Source organism: Pristimantibacillus sp. PTI5, from assembly GCF_048572955.1.
Lineage (GTDB): Bacteria > Bacillota > Bacilli > Paenibacillales > Paenibacillaceae > Pristimantibacillus.
Window position 1 is genome coordinate 2,991,952 of the sequence record NZ_CP183886.1, and the last position, 13,797, is coordinate 3,005,748.

The window sequence follows — 13,797 nt, forward strand, 5'->3', positions numbered from 1 at the left end:
AAAAAATCAGTAATTGTTATGATTTTCATTAATCAGAGCTTGATCGAATTCACTTTGTGTCTTAACCGTAGCAAGGTTTACTCCGACATCGGCAGGATCATCACTGAAATGGCTGACAATATAGGCTTTCACCGTATAATTAGGATTCGCAGCCGCATCGCTAACGTTGAAATTGGCTGAATATACGCCTGTTCCTACTTGTAAATCAGCTGCAACAATACTAACCGGCGTGTTTCCGTTAAACAATTCAAATACGACTGATTGATTCCCCGTTGTATCGTTTTGATATCCGCGGGCTAATACATTAATCTTAGCCGTTATGCCATTTACTTTGGTTACAGCCGGTGCGGTCATATAAAAATATTCAGATGATTTCATAGCGGCGCCTTCAAAATATTTACTGCTATACCCTTCAGCTTCTACTCTAACTCTATAATAGTAATTCTCATGGAAAACACCTTTTTGAATAACCAGCTTACCGTTCGTCAGCGTGTATTCGGAGCTTGTCAAAGTTCTATAGGCATTTTCATTGTAATCGTACAGTTCGATTTTCGTAACATGGGTTCTCCATGCTGCATTGTCCTCGAAAACAAATTCGCTTGCCGTGTTACTAAGAAATACCCCTGTAAATTCTGGCGTGTTATAGGCGACTGTTCCATTGATCTCGCTATTTTGCTGGTAACCGTGCTCGTCCGCTACCGTATTGGCAGCAATTTTCACCTGTACGGAACCCTCTGTTATCCCATCCTGTAAGATAACCTGAATTGTATTCCCTTGCAGGAAAACGACATCATTCGAGCTAAGGGCTGAGAAGGTTTTTCCCTGGTCCGTAGAAATCGTAATGCGGTCTTTTAAATGCGAGCCGTCCGCATCCATCGTTAGATCGATTAAATTATAAGAATAATAACTACGAAGATCCAAGCTTAAGAAACGTCCGTTATTCGAAAAATATCCCCCATTCAAATGCAATGGCGACAGGTCATTCAAATAGACCCAATTGGTTTCCATTTCGCTGTAGTTCAAATGGTTTCCGCTCATATCCGTAATCAAGTTCATCGCGTAGAAATAAAAATAATTCACTTCCCCAACCAGGGTTTCAAAATGTATGTTCACGGTATTGCCGGATACGGTGACTACGGAATCCGCCGGAAGCCCTTTGACATAGTTACGAACCGTCGTGTCATACCATTGGACGCTTCCTTTAAAGTTCGCCATATCTTCCGGAGCAATTTGTACATTCTCATCAAAAACGAGCGCTAAATCATGAAATGAATTAGAGAACACATAATTTTTGAATCGAGGCGCCGTACTATCCAGGGGATTAGGATCCTCTGCTCCCGCATTGGCTTTGATATAAGGAGTCATTATGTTGGCATCATACACGTTGCCCTGAGCGTCTTTAAGAGCAGAACTGCTAATGACAATTTGATTAGACTCTCCTTTGAGCACCTCCGCAAAATGGATATGCAGCTTACCGGATACAATGGATACCGTATCCTCTTCAACCAAGGACTTTTGATCCGTTTCATTATTGCGGATCAAAGAAATCTTGTTCTTTAATGAGCTCGGATCGGTACCGGTATTATCCATAACCTCTTCATTAAACGTGATTACGACATCGTGGTTATCGCTGCTAATTTCCGCGCTTTGAATAACGGGCGGACTCACTTGGAGATTCATCTCTTCGTTCAGGTTGCCTGCTTCGTCTTTCAGCGTACCGCCTGCGATCTTAATGACCGTATTTTGACCGAGTATGATTTTCATATCATTGTCGTACCCTAAATAGAGCTGTTGATCTCTTCGTTTATAAGCCTCGCTATTTTGTTCCATGAAAGGCGAAAAATGTACGCCATCCGTAGCAATGCTAATGTTACTTTTCAAAAATGCGCTCGTTTGCTCATTACTTGAACCTTCTGGCGCATTAATTGCAAAATACTCGTTAAAATTTAAATAAACGTAGTCTCCTTCTCTGGATATCGAGCCTGTGAAAGCCGGCGGAGTCGTATCGGTTACAGAAAGGGCCGTAAACGTTACTTCTCCCTCTATCGCTGCAGCATAACCCGGAACCGGCGATACCGATAAAACCGTCGCAGCCGTTAATGCAACAGCCATCCACTGTGAAACCGTTCTTTTCATACGTGCCTTGCTTTCATTATTTTTTCTTAGCATGTGAACTCTTCACTCCTAATTTGATATTTTTTACCTTCTAAAGACCAGTATATAGGGTCCTAATGACGAGAAAATGACAAACATCGACAAAAAATAAGAGCCCTATCCAGAAGGGCTCTTTCTTGTAATGGAATGATCTATGAATTTAGACCTGATAATAGCTTCTTGTATAAGTCCGCGGTCTCAGAAGAAGGCTTTATGCCAATTTCCCTATGCAGAATATCCGAAAACTGCGAATAATTTTTCACTAAAGCTTCTTTATTGTCCTGCATTGCCCATGCCTTCATAAGCAGCATAAAGGATTCCTCATCTATTTCGTTATGCGCCATAAGCTTAAGCAATAACCTTATTGCCGTGTTAACTTCCCCGCTTTGCAGCAGAGAGACGCTTAACCGCTGGGTGAAGGAGGTATACATCAATGAAAGCCTTTCCACCTCGTTCCATGCCCAGGAAAAAGCGCGCTCCCCAAACAATTGGCCCGTGTATTTCTGCTCCAGCTCAAGAGCCTGGCGTAGATTGGTTTCATCTATGATCGCCAGCTGTCTGCAGCCTTCTTCGAAGCTCAAAAAATCGACATGCACTTGGTTAAGGCTGAATGCATAATGATTGCTTTCGGAATGCAAGTTTTCCTTCAAGCCGTAAGCCTCCAAAACCTTGCGCAGCTGATAGACCGTTGTATTCAAATAAACTTCAGCGTTTTTTTGCGCCATGCCGCCAAACAAATCTTCAATAATTTTGGACCGGGACACTAACCTTCCTTTATGGATAAGCAAATAACCCAATAACTCCGCGCTTTTGCTCGATTTCCACTTGACCCTCACGCCATTATTGCTTTGAATATCGATGCCGCCCAAGCAGCTCAGCGCAATGTATTCAGAAGCAGGCTTCTGCATGGATCGCAATAAGTTCTCCGAACGTTTCTCCGCGAGCGCTTTTTGAACGGTTTTCTGCAACCGCTCTTGCATAACCGGCTTTACGATGTAATCAAAGGCGTCCACGTCGAAAGCAAAAAGCGCGTATTCTTTATGGGATGTGATAAAGACGAGCTTCGTGTGCAAGCCGCTCTCCCGTATTCGTTCGGCAAATTCGACACCGCTCTCCCTCGGCATGCTGATGTCTAAGAAAACCAAGTCTACTTCATGATTCATAAGGTAGGCAAACGCTGAACCCGTCTCTTGAAATATGCCAACAATTTCAATATCCGCGATTTTGGCGAGCATCCGTTTCATAATCAAATGCATGGCCTTCTCGTCATCAATTAGCAAGACTTTCATGGAATCCCTCCTTCAAGCGATGAAGCCGATGATCCGATGCCGGGGGAGGAACGGGGATGGTGAAATAAAAGGTACTCCCCTGCGAAGGCATGCTCTCAAACCAAATTTCTCCCCCGTTTAATTTCACGAATTCCTTGCATAAGGTTAGTCCCAGTCCTACGCCGCGCTCTCCTGCCGTTCCCGCCAACGAATTGGGATAGGCTTCCTGCAGCAGCATGCCGGCTTGATCCGAGGGTATGCCTTGGCCCGTATCAGTGACGGATACCTTTATATTACCGTTGCTGCTAACCGCTTTTATTCGGATGCTGCCATCGAAATCGGTAAATTTAATGGCATTGGAAAGTAAATTGCGAATAATGAGATCGAGCATCTCTTTATCTGCATAAACAAACATGCCTTTTGGTATTTCCGTTATTATCCGAATCCGCTTCGCCTCGCTTCGAACAAGCAGCATGCGCATGTTGCTCTGAATCGCTTGGAGCAGGTCTCTCTCTATCGGCCGGAAGACCATACCGCCCCTTTGGCTCCGGAACCAATCCAGAAGGCTTTCCACAAGATCGAAGGTGTTCTGGATTTGCTCACCCATTTCATTGATGATTTCGTTTTGGCTTTCCCCGCGGCCCTGCGCTTCCTCCTCCATCAGCTCCATTAGATTAACGAGCACGGCAAGCGGATCCCGAATATCATGGGCAACAACGTTGAACATCTTATCCTTAAATGTATTCAACTCGCCCAGCTGCCTGGCGTTTTCAATCAATTTTTGCTCCGAGTGCACGGTTTCCGTAACATCGCTAAGCAAAATCATTTTGCCAACGGGCTTGTGCCGGCTATTGTTTACATAAGACATATGTATATTAAAAAAAAGCTCATCCGTCCGGTTAGCAATCTGTACCTGGCTTGCGTTAAACGGCCGCTGTTTTACTCTTTCAAGCAATGCAGGGTATTCCAAAAATATAGCTGCGGCCGGCTGGCCAATCATTTTCTTGTTTAAGCCTTTAATGATCCCCATGGCAGACTGGTTAAAGCTCATTAACCCGTCATCCATATCGAGAACGATTACCGCGTCCTGCATGGATTCGAACATCTTTTGTAACGCCAGCGGAGCTAATCTCAGCATATTAAACTGATAGATCCCCCACATATAGAAAATACCTGAGAAAACGAACCCGAACGGTGAGATGTCGATTGGCATATAGATGATTCCGCTCACATAAATAAGCGCGAAGCCGAAGGGCCCCCAGGAGCCGATAATCATGAGGGCAACCTGCTTTTTGATCCGCGGCGTCTCTTTTAGAAACATTTGAACCAGCATACCCATGCCAATGACAAAGAAAGTGTAGGAATAATAAATATGAAGCTTGTAAAGCGGCCCTTTTTCCAACACGACAAGCGGGAAACCCTCCGAGTAATCCATTGCCATGCTGGTATAAAATAAATGATGCCACTCGTTGGTGTGATGGGAGAGGAAGGTAATGACCGGAACAACCATAAGCGCGGCAACGACCCATTTGCGAACAAGCGCTTGGCGTCCCGTATACTGCAAGACCATAATAAACCAAAAGAGCGTGCCGAAGGGAATCCCGAGATATTCCACCCTAAGCCAGAAGCGGATATGCTCCAATGTGGGACTGACAATCTCAAATGCGTATCCAAACGTGTAAAAAGCCCCCGTCAGCATCCCCAAGCCGTAGCTCACGGAAATGGAAAGCTCTCTTCTTTTCCAACAAAGATAACAAATCACCAGCATGCAGCAGGTTGCTGCCATCAGCAGTGCCGATAGATACAAATTGTATTTCATAACGGGCCAACCCCCACGAAGGATAGGATCAATGGTTATTCACGAATGAGTATTTAAACAAGTATACCACTTCTCAATGACGAAAAAATGACAATACTCGACAAAAAATTCAATTATTCTTTGAAGATACGATTGACTGGTCCAAGGCTAAGCCTTCCTTCGTTTCATAGACATTGAAATCTATCAAGCTTTTGTGAGACAATCAATAAAGCGATTACATAAAAATGCTATACCGATACTTGGGAGGAATGAACCGATGAAAACGATAAAGCTTGGAACAAGCACCTTGGACGTGCCCGTAGTAGCAGTTGGATGCATGCGTATCAATTCACTCGATAAAAGCCAAGCTGAGCGTTTTGTCCAAACGGCGCTGGAGCAAGGCGCTAATTTTTTTGAGCATGCCGACATTTATGGCGGGGGCGAATGCGAGGAAATTTTCGCAGATGCGATTCACATGAGCGAAAGCGTTCGCGAGAAAATCATCCTGCAATCCAAATGCGGTATCCGGCAGGGGATGTTCGACTTCTCCAAGGAGCATATTTTGAATTCGGTCGATGGCATTCTGAAGCGTCTGAACACGGATTATTTGGATGTTCTGCTTCTTCACCGCCCGGATACGCTGGTGGAGCCGGAAGAAGTGGCAGAAGCGTTCGATCTGCTTGAAAGCTCGGGCAAGGTACGCCACTTCGGCGTATCGAATCAAAACCCGATGCAAATTCAGCTGTTGAAAAAATCGGTCAAGCAGCCGCTTGTTGCCAACCAGCTTCAGCTGAGCATTACGAATACGACGATGATTTCGAGCGGATTCAACGTCAATATGGAGAATGACGCAGCCGTTAACCGTGACGGCAGCATCCTTGATTTCTGCCGGTTGAACGACATGACCATTCAACCTTGGTCGCCATTCCAATATGGCTTCTTCGAGGGCGTTTTCCTCGGCAGCGACAAGTTCCCGGAATTGAATGCCAAGATCGATGAAGTAGCGGCAAAATACGAGGTCAGCAATACGACGATTGCCATAGCGTGGCTTCTGCGTCACCCTGCCCGCATGCAGCCGGTTATCGGAACGATGAACATCGAGCGCTTAAAGGATTGCTGCAAAGCAAGCGAGATTTACCTGACACGCGAAGAATGGTATGGCATTTACCGCGCGGCAGGCAATGTGCTGCCTTAAGCAGCCTAGCATATATAGACGCAAAGCAACCTCAAGTCAATTATGGCTTGAGGTTTTTTTCATGGTTTCCAATTGCAGAAAACCAAACATTTTAATTATACTGCGCATAATAACCATCTCTGAAGAACATGTAATCCGTAGTATATTATTATTAATTACTGTAAAATAATTAATCATTAGTATTTTCAACTGGAGAGGTCTAATTAATTTATGAATTCAAGTATAATAAATATGCTTCAGTGTCCCGTTTGCTCCAGCCCCTTTACGGGTCAATTTACATGCCCGCAAGGCCACCGCTTTCAAATCAATGACGGTATCCCAAACTTATTTTATCAGGAAGCGAATACGGTGACCGATACGGAAGCGGAGCCCGAAGATTATTCCTTTAGCTCGGAACGGCTGCAGCGACTGGCCGAAATGGAAAAATGGCATTTTTGGTTTAAAGGACGCCAGCAGCTTTTAAACCGTCTAATTAAAACTTCTTTTTCAAAGCCAAACCGATTCGTACTCGATATTGGCTGCGGAACCGGGTTAATGTCCGAACAGTTGGTCCATCTTGGCCATCATGTCGTTGGGATCGACCAAAGACCCGAAGGATTGCGCGCTGTGCAAAAAAAGGTGCCTGAGCTGATGGGAATGCAGGCGAATGCGATGCATCTTCCGTTCAAAGACCATACCTTTGACGCGGTGCTTCTCCTAGATGTTTTGGAGCATGTGGATGAAAATGCACTTCTCTCCGAGTTAAACAGGGTCGTGCGGCAAGGCGGAATCGTCGTCATTACCGTTCCTGCTTTTCCATGGTTATGGAGCTATCGCGACGAAGCAGCCGGGCACCTTCGAAGATATACCCGGAAACATCTGATCCATTCGCTAAGCGAGGCGAATTTTGAAATAGAAAAACTGCAATATTATCAATTTCTTCTTTTTCCTCTCGTCCTGTTAACGCGGTTATTGGGTCGAAACAGCGCCCAAGTGAGCGAGCTGGAGGAAAAACCCTCTCTCATTCTCAATAAAATAATGACTCTCATTACCCGCATGGAAGTCACGCTCTCCAAAAATATTTCATGGCCATGGGGATCCTCGTTGATTGCCATTTGCAGAAGGAAAAACTGATGACGAACAAATTTTCACTCCTTTTATTTTCAACGGTTCCCGAGTTAATCCCCCCTGCCTATCATGCCGGAATAGACGGTATTATTGTTGATTGGGAAAACCTCGGCAAAGAAAACAGACAACGCTCCGCCGACACCGAAATTAACTATTTTACAGTCGAAGACTTGCGAAAGGTTCGCCAAATGACAGATGCCCTGGTGATATGCCGCATTAATGGGTTTGGCCCCCATTCAGCCGAAGAGGTGGAAAATGCAATCTCAGCCGGCGCAGACGAAATTCTTCTGCCTATGGTCCAATCGGTTAGCGATGTCGAGACGGTTATTCGATGGGTTAACCAACGATGCGCCGTCGGTATCCTAATTGAAACGAAGGCGTCGGTTAAAGCTGCCCAAGCCTTATCGCAATTGCCGCTTTCGCGGGTTTATGTCGGTCTTAACGATTTGGCCATCGAACGAAAATCAGCCCATATTTTTAGCGCTATCGTTGACGGCACCATTGAGAAAATCAGACCCTATTTTACAAACATCCCTTTCGGTTTTGGCGGGCTTACGTTACCTGATAGCGGGTTTCCCATCCCTTGCAGGCTGCTTATCGGAGAATTAATGCGGCTTAACTGCGAAATGAGCTTCCTGCGCCGCGCTTTCCAAGCCGACATCAAAGGAAAAAACCTGAAACAAGGCGTTCAAGACATTCAGGCTGCCCTAGAGGACGCCCGGAACCGCTCATCCGAGCAAATCGAACGGGATAAGTCTGAGCTGTTTGATATGATCAACTTATTAGAACGTAAAGGGCAGGGTATACAATGAATGTTTTATTAATGAATAATCCATCCGATAACCACATGAACGCATTGAAGGCAGCGGCGCCGCATGCAACGTTCTTGATCGCCAAAGACGAGGCTTCAGCAGCTGATCTGATCAAAAATGCCGAGGTCGTCATGGGCAATCGTTATTTTTTGCAATCCTTGCCTTTTGCGGAGAAGCTGAAGTGGATGCAGTCTAACTCGATGGGAGTAGACCGCATTTTAAGCGCAGGTACAGCGCTGCAGGACATCACGCTTACTTGCGTTCGCGGTGTGTATGATGATGAAATGGCCGACCATGCCCTCGCCTTGGTTCTCGCTTTAACCCGCGGTATCCATTTGGCTAGGGATGATCAAGCAGAGCAGCGTTGGGGCAGGCGGCAGTTAACGACATTGTCCGGCAGCCGCGCCTTGATTTTGGGCTGGGGCGGCGTTGGACAAGCCATTGCCCGTCGCCTTGCCGCGTTTGGCGTTCAAGTGGAAGCCGTGCGCAGATCCCATCAAGGGGCTCCACAACAAGATGCAACGGGATTCGTAGTCCGAGGTCTGGATTCCTGGCGCGAGAAGCTGCCGAATACCGATATTTTGATCCTTGCTTTGCCTTTAACCAAGGAGACTCATCATTTGGTCGGTTCAAATGAATTGCTCCAGCTGCCCTCTGGCTCCATGGTCATCAATGTCGGCCGCGGCGCTACGCTCGTGGAAAAGGATGTATTGTCCGCGCTTCGATCGGACCATCTTCTCGGCGCCGCATTGGATGTAGTGGAACAAGAGCCGCTCCCGCAGCATGATCCGTTATGGCTGGAACCAAAATTGCTCATTACGCCTCATGTCGGAAGAAGCCTGGAGCTTAGCGCTTTCCGCTGGGAATCGCTTTTTGCCGAAAACCTGCGCAGATATGCGAACGGCGAACCTTTATTAAATGTAGTCGATAGAGAGGCTGGCTATTAAAATGAACCCAAGCCTAAGTATTGTCATTCCCGTTTATCGCAATGCTTCTACGCTTTATCAGCTTCATCAGCTATTAACTGAAGTTTTATCCCATGAAAAATACCGCTATGAGCTCATCTTCGTAAACGATTCTTGCCCAGGGCATTCGCTTCCCGTATTGCGGGAGTTAGCCCGTAAAGATCCCCGTACGTCGGTTCTAGCGCTCCAAAAAAATGCGGGCCAGAATCAAGCCGTCCTAACGGGATTAGCTCATTCTGCAGGCGAGTTCTCCGTCGTTATGGATGCCGATCTTCAAGACCGCCCAGAAAATATACCTTTGCTACTTTCTTCCTTCCAGGGGGATGTTATGGCTGTATTTGCAGGGAGAAGAGGCGATTATGAATCCCCCCTTAGGCTGCTGAGCTCAAAGCTGTTTAAATTTTTTCTTCATTTGCTAGCCTTAAAGCGGGTACCAGCCGATGCAGGGCTGTTCTTGGCCATGAAGCGGCCGCTGGTAGATCGTATGCTGCAGATAGCCGGGGAACAATCATACGTAATCGGATTAATCGCCCAGGCTGCTTTGCCGACCATTTCCATCCCTGTCAAAAGAGGGCCGAATCAATCCACGCCATCGAATTATTCGACAAAAATGAGGTTCCAAGTAGCCTGGCGCGCAGTAGTCACAGCTTGGCCTTACAAAAAAATTCGTCTCTCCGATGAAAACCTTGCTCGATTGAAAAACAACGTGCAGGAATACATTGGCGACAAGTTTCAATCCAACGGTACATAGGAGGCTATCATTTTGACGGAACAATGGAGTTTGAAGAAATGGGGTCTCTTGGGCGCAATCGCATTTCTATTCGGATTTATGCAAACGATATTCAGCGGCGTCAATTTTGCCGATGAGAGCTGGTTTCTTCAGGTTGCCCATCGGATCTCGCACGGTGAAGTGCTTTACCGGGATGTTTTTTTCGGCGCTACCCCTCTTCCCGCCCAAATCGCGTCTTTCTTCGTTCAGCTGGCCGGGTCTGAAATTCTGGTAACAAAAGCATTGCGGGCGATTTGCTTTGCGCTAAATATCGTCTTATCCTGCTTGATCATCAACCAAATGACAAGAACGAAACAGCTTCCTCTATTTCTGATCGCGGCGCTGCTCATTTATACGCCTCCCGGAGTGGGAAGTCTTTATTCGTCCCTGGCCAATGTATTTTTTCTAAGCACGATCCTATTCGTATTTTTATGGAAACAAGCAAGGTTCGCCAAAGCTGAAAAGGGATCATCATCCGCCCGATTGGCAGCCATCGTTGGCCTTTGTGCCAGTTTGTGTTTCGCTGCCAAACAAAACCTGGGGATCTATGTCATTGCGCTGGCTGCCGTTCTTATGGCTATGCATATCATAGTCAAACCAAAAACAGGCTTGGTGAGGATCATAAAAGATTTAGCGGTTGTTGCCGCAGCCTTTTTATTTACTCTATTCCTAAGCGTTGCACCCCTATTAATAAATGGAGGGTTCGCGGAATTCATCGATTACGGATTTTTGAATAAAAAAAATTACTTGGTGCTTGCGGAAATTCCATATTTCGAGGGACTCCAGCTGTTTTTTTATAACATTATCCATCTGAATACGTATGAGGACTTCCGGCAAGTCTTTTTGGATACGATCTTTATCTTCCCGCTCTTATCCGTTCTTTCCTTGCTTCTTATGTTCATATTCTCGGCAAAAGATCAACGCGGCTTAGTCTTTGCGGCCTTTTTAATCGCCATCACCGGATGGGCAGGAATGCTTCCCCGGGTAGACCGTAACCATATTTCTTACGTCATGCCCGAGCTGCTTATCGGAGTGGCCTTTGTATGGTATCAATTAAAGCCCAGGCTTCCAAGCTTAGCTAGAAAAATAATGCTGTCTTTGCTTATTCTGTGGGGCAGCTGGGGACTGTACCAGGTCTATATGGAGCCGCTCCTGAAAATCCCGGATCCCGATTACCAAGTATCGTCATTGCCGCATTACAAATGGACGATCCTGCCCACTCCTCAGCATATGGAAATCCTTCAAGAGATTCGCTTTATTACAGACCATACGGCACAGGATGAAACTGTTTTTTTCCTTAGTCCCTTTGCCGGAGCCTATTACCTTATAACGGATAAAACAAATGTAACGCCTTTTGATCTTTCCTATGCAACGGCATTTGGCCTGCACGGAGAGGAGCAAGTGATGGATGCGATAACCAAAGGAAAAATCGATGTTGTCTTTGTCGATCATCGAATGAGTTATATGCCTATCCTTCAGCCTGATCCATTACTCCAATTCGTTAAGGAAAATATGCTCCAAGCCGAAACTGAAAACAATCTCACTATTTATCGCGCAAGTTAATGATATCACCAATAAAAAAAGGGTTGGACAAGATGCGAATCGCATCCTGCCCAACCCTTTTCACATTATATTTATTACGCTTTGTTCGAAGAACCAAACTCACGCATTTTACCTTGAACTGTTGCTTTGATTGCATCGCGGCCCGGGGACAAGAATTTACGCGGATCGTAAACTTCGGAATCCGAAGTCAAGATTTCACGAGCAACTTTTGTGAACGCGATTTGGTTTTCTGTGTTTACGTTGATTTTTGCAGTTCCCAACGAGATCGATTTCTTGATGTCAGCAGTTGGGATTCCTGTACCGCCGTGCAATACCAATGGAAGCTTGATCGTTTGGCAGATCTCTTCCATTTCTTTGAAGCCTAGGTTTGGTTCGCCTTTGTAAGGACCGTGTACGGAACCAAGTGCAGGAGCAAGGCAATCGATGCCAGTAAGCTCAACCAGTTGCTTACATTCTTGAGGATCAGCGTAGATAACACCATCAGCGATAACATCATCTTCTTGTCCGCCAACTGTTCCAAGCTCAGCTTCAACGGAAACGCCGCGCTCATGCGCGTATGCAACTACTTGTTGCGTTGTTTTTACGTTTTCTTCGAAAGGCGAGTGCGATGCATCTATCATAACGGAAGTAAAACCAGCATCAATCGCTGCTTTACATTTTTCAAAGCTTGAACCATGGTCCAAGTGGATAGCTACAGGAACCGTGATTTTCATTTCTTCAATAAGGGATTTCACGATTGCAGTTACAACTGTGAAGCCTCCCATGTAACGAGCAGCACCTTCGGAAACGCCAAGAATAACTGGGGATTGCTCAGCTTGAGCAGCGCCAAGGATTGCTTGTGTCCACTCTAGGTTATTGATGTTGAATTGACCAACAGCGTAACCTTCTTTTAAACCTTTGTTCAGCATTTCTTTCATTGATACCAAAGCCATGATAAATCCTCCTTCAAAATAATTGCAATTTAATAACTCGACCTTTCAATCATACCCAATTCATCTGCAGTTTAAAATGGCGTCCGCAAAACTGCAGCGAAACTGGCACGAACGGACTGGGCTTATCCACGTTCTACTTATCAGTCTACATATTATCACAAATTTCTCTTTAAGACTACCTATAAGCCGGGAGGAATGCTTTACTTATTTGATTGTCCTTTGAGGTGACGGAGTGGTTATAATGGTTATATAGAAGCAGAACGATGGAAAAGAAAGACGGAAATCCTTTGAAGCAAATATTTATAAACCGGCAAGGAGTTTAGATCACGGAACCGTTATGCCATGAAAAATCCCTGATGAGCCGTCATGCGCCCATAAGGGATTTTGTTTTATTATGCATTATTGCCCGGGTAAATACATCTCATAGCGTTAGGAAAATATTGATTAAAGTAACGATAGTCGTGGACACCGTCCGGTTAAAACCATGCCATAACATCCTTAATATACAAGGTTATTATACACCCAACCCTATAAATGATATTTATAATTGGATTTATTTGCCGTATAATGGTTTTGTATTGTTCATTTCATGCGCAATAACCTCAAAAAACTTTTTTATGATGGGGGTTTATTTGTTAATGAGTAATCAGAATGGTGTAATGACTAAAGCAGAAGCCATGGACAACCTTATGGATTCTTACAAAGAAAGGTTCAGCGCCTCGGAGATTTTGACGATCATACGCCAAGTTTTCAAGCTCGACCTGGAATCGGTCTCTGAACTGCCGGCCCTGCCCCGAGCAGCCTTAGACGCGTACTTGGAGCAAGTCGGAAACAAAGTCACAGGCGCAGAGATTCGCAAAATGGTTAATCAAACTTTCTCAATTAATTTAGACGCCCTATCCGCATTGGAAAGGGCCAAAATCTCCTTATTTTCCAAAAACCAATGGATGGTTCGGCATGATAATGACTTGTTTGCGGTACATACCGGTGCCGGAGATATTGATGTGAGAATTTCCCCAACCGATTATTTCATGGAGCAAACGGCCTCTAAAGCACTGCCGGCTGATCTAATAAACGCATTAGTCGCTTTGGGCTACCGCCGCGAGGAGAACCTTGGAAGCTGCTATTTCTCCAACTCGGCGGGCGAACCCGTACCGGATGCCTTTAAAGGACAAACCATGATGGCGATAAAGAAAGTTATCCAGCAATCCTATTCTCATCTGTAAGAAAACGA

Annotated in this window: 11 protein-coding genes; 7 read left to right on the forward strand and 4 right to left on the reverse strand. The window is 45.4% G+C overall.

Annotated features, from left to right (window positions below; all coding sequences use genetic code 11):
* Nucleotides 1-6 precede the first annotated feature (6 nt).
* The 3 genes from ACN6MW_RS13400 to ACN6MW_RS13410 form a co-directional block, all read right to left on the reverse strand.
* Nucleotides 7-2,169: a hemoblobin-interacting domain-containing protein gene (locus ACN6MW_RS13400; RefSeq protein ID WP_419875842.1), complete on the reverse strand. Its 2,163-nt coding sequence runs from the start codon at nucleotides 2,167-2,169 to the stop codon at nucleotides 7-9.
* Between the two features lie 137 nt (nucleotides 2,170-2,306).
* Nucleotides 2,307-3,443, reverse strand: coding sequence for a response regulator (locus ACN6MW_RS13405; RefSeq protein WP_419875843.1), 1,137 nt, complete (start codon nucleotides 3,441-3,443; stop codon nucleotides 2,307-2,309).
* Nucleotides 3,424-5,241, reverse strand: a complete 1,818-nt coding sequence (locus tag ACN6MW_RS13410; RefSeq protein WP_419875844.1) for a histidine kinase N-terminal 7TM domain-containing protein — start codon at nucleotides 5,239-5,241, stop codon at nucleotides 3,424-3,426. Before ACN6MW_RS13410 ends, ACN6MW_RS13405 begins: the two co-directional genes overlap by 20 nt.
* Before the next feature lie 256 nt (nucleotides 5,242-5,497).
* Here ACN6MW_RS13410 and ACN6MW_RS13415 point away from each other — a divergent pair, with 256 nt between their 5' ends.
* From ACN6MW_RS13415 to ACN6MW_RS13440, 6 genes are all read left to right on the forward strand, one after another.
* On the forward strand, nucleotides 5,498-6,415 hold the full coding sequence (locus ACN6MW_RS13415; RefSeq protein ID WP_419875845.1) for an aldo/keto reductase: 918 nt from the start codon (nucleotides 5,498-5,500) through the stop codon (nucleotides 6,413-6,415).
* Nucleotides 6,416-6,625: 210 nt separating this feature from the next.
* Complete coding sequence (locus ACN6MW_RS13420) at nucleotides 6,626-7,528, forward strand: methyltransferase domain-containing protein (protein ID WP_419875846.1); 903 nt, start codon at nucleotides 6,626-6,628, stop codon at nucleotides 7,526-7,528.
* The gene (locus ACN6MW_RS13425) at nucleotides 7,528-8,334 is read left to right on the forward strand and encodes an aldolase/citrate lyase family protein (RefSeq protein ID WP_419875847.1); all 807 of its coding nucleotides are present in this window, start codon (nucleotides 7,528-7,530) and stop codon (nucleotides 8,332-8,334) included. The genes ACN6MW_RS13420 and ACN6MW_RS13425 overlap by 1 nt, the downstream gene beginning before the upstream one ends.
* Entirely contained in the window at nucleotides 8,331-9,281 is a 951-nt protein-coding gene (locus tag ACN6MW_RS13430; protein WP_419875848.1) for a D-2-hydroxyacid dehydrogenase, read from the forward strand. Before ACN6MW_RS13425 ends, ACN6MW_RS13430 begins: the two co-directional genes overlap by 4 nt.
* A 1-nt stretch (nucleotide 9,282) precedes the next feature.
* Complete coding sequence (locus tag ACN6MW_RS13435; RefSeq protein ID WP_419875849.1) at nucleotides 9,283-10,050, forward strand: glycosyltransferase family 2 protein; 768 nt, start codon at nucleotides 9,283-9,285, stop codon at nucleotides 10,048-10,050.
* Nucleotides 10,051-10,062: 12 nt separating this feature from the next.
* Nucleotides 10,063-11,631, forward strand: coding sequence for a hypothetical protein (locus tag ACN6MW_RS13440; protein ID WP_419875850.1), 1,569 nt, complete (start codon nucleotides 10,063-10,065; stop codon nucleotides 11,629-11,631).
* A gap of 74 nt (nucleotides 11,632-11,705) precedes the next feature.
* Here ACN6MW_RS13440 and ACN6MW_RS13445 read toward each other — a convergent pair whose 3' ends face one another.
* Nucleotides 11,706-12,563: a class II fructose-bisphosphate aldolase gene (locus ACN6MW_RS13445; RefSeq protein ID WP_419875851.1), complete on the reverse strand. Its 858-nt coding sequence runs from the start codon at nucleotides 12,561-12,563 to the stop codon at nucleotides 11,706-11,708.
* 638 nt (nucleotides 12,564-13,201) lie between these two features.
* Here ACN6MW_RS13445 and ACN6MW_RS13450 point away from each other — a divergent pair.
* Nucleotides 13,202-13,789: a hypothetical protein gene (locus tag ACN6MW_RS13450; protein WP_419875852.1), complete on the forward strand. Its 588-nt coding sequence runs from the start codon at nucleotides 13,202-13,204 to the stop codon at nucleotides 13,787-13,789.
* Nucleotides 13,790-13,797: the final 8 nt, after the last annotated feature.

Coding starts and splice junctions, on each gene's coding strand:
- ACN6MW_RS13400 (WP_419875842.1), bottom strand. CDS start 2,169: ATGCTAAGAAAAAATAATGAAAGCAAGGCACGTATGAAAAGAACGGTT.
- ACN6MW_RS13405 (WP_419875843.1), bottom strand. CDS start 3,443: ATGAAAGTCTTGCTAATTGATGACGAGAAGGCCATGCATTTGATTATG.
- ACN6MW_RS13410 (WP_419875844.1), bottom strand. CDS start 5,241: ATGAAATACAATTTGTATCTATCGGCACTGCTGATGGCAGCAACCTGC.
- ACN6MW_RS13415 (WP_419875845.1), top strand. CDS start 5,498: ATGAAAACGATAAAGCTTGGAACAAGCACCTTGGACGTGCCCGTAGTA.
- ACN6MW_RS13420 (WP_419875846.1), top strand. CDS start 6,626: ATGAATTCAAGTATAATAAATATGCTTCAGTGTCCCGTTTGCTCCAGC.
- ACN6MW_RS13425 (WP_419875847.1), top strand. CDS start 7,528: ATGACGAACAAATTTTCACTCCTTTTATTTTCAACGGTTCCCGAGTTA.
- ACN6MW_RS13430 (WP_419875848.1), top strand. CDS start 8,331: ATGAATGTTTTATTAATGAATAATCCATCCGATAACCACATGAACGCA.
- ACN6MW_RS13435 (WP_419875849.1), top strand. CDS start 9,283: ATGAACCCAAGCCTAAGTATTGTCATTCCCGTTTATCGCAATGCTTCT.
- ACN6MW_RS13445 (WP_419875851.1), bottom strand. CDS start 12,563: ATGGCTTTGGTATCAATGAAAGAAATGCTGAACAAAGGTTTAAAAGAA.
- ACN6MW_RS13450 (WP_419875852.1), top strand. CDS start 13,202: ATGAGTAATCAGAATGGTGTAATGACTAAAGCAGAAGCCATGGACAAC.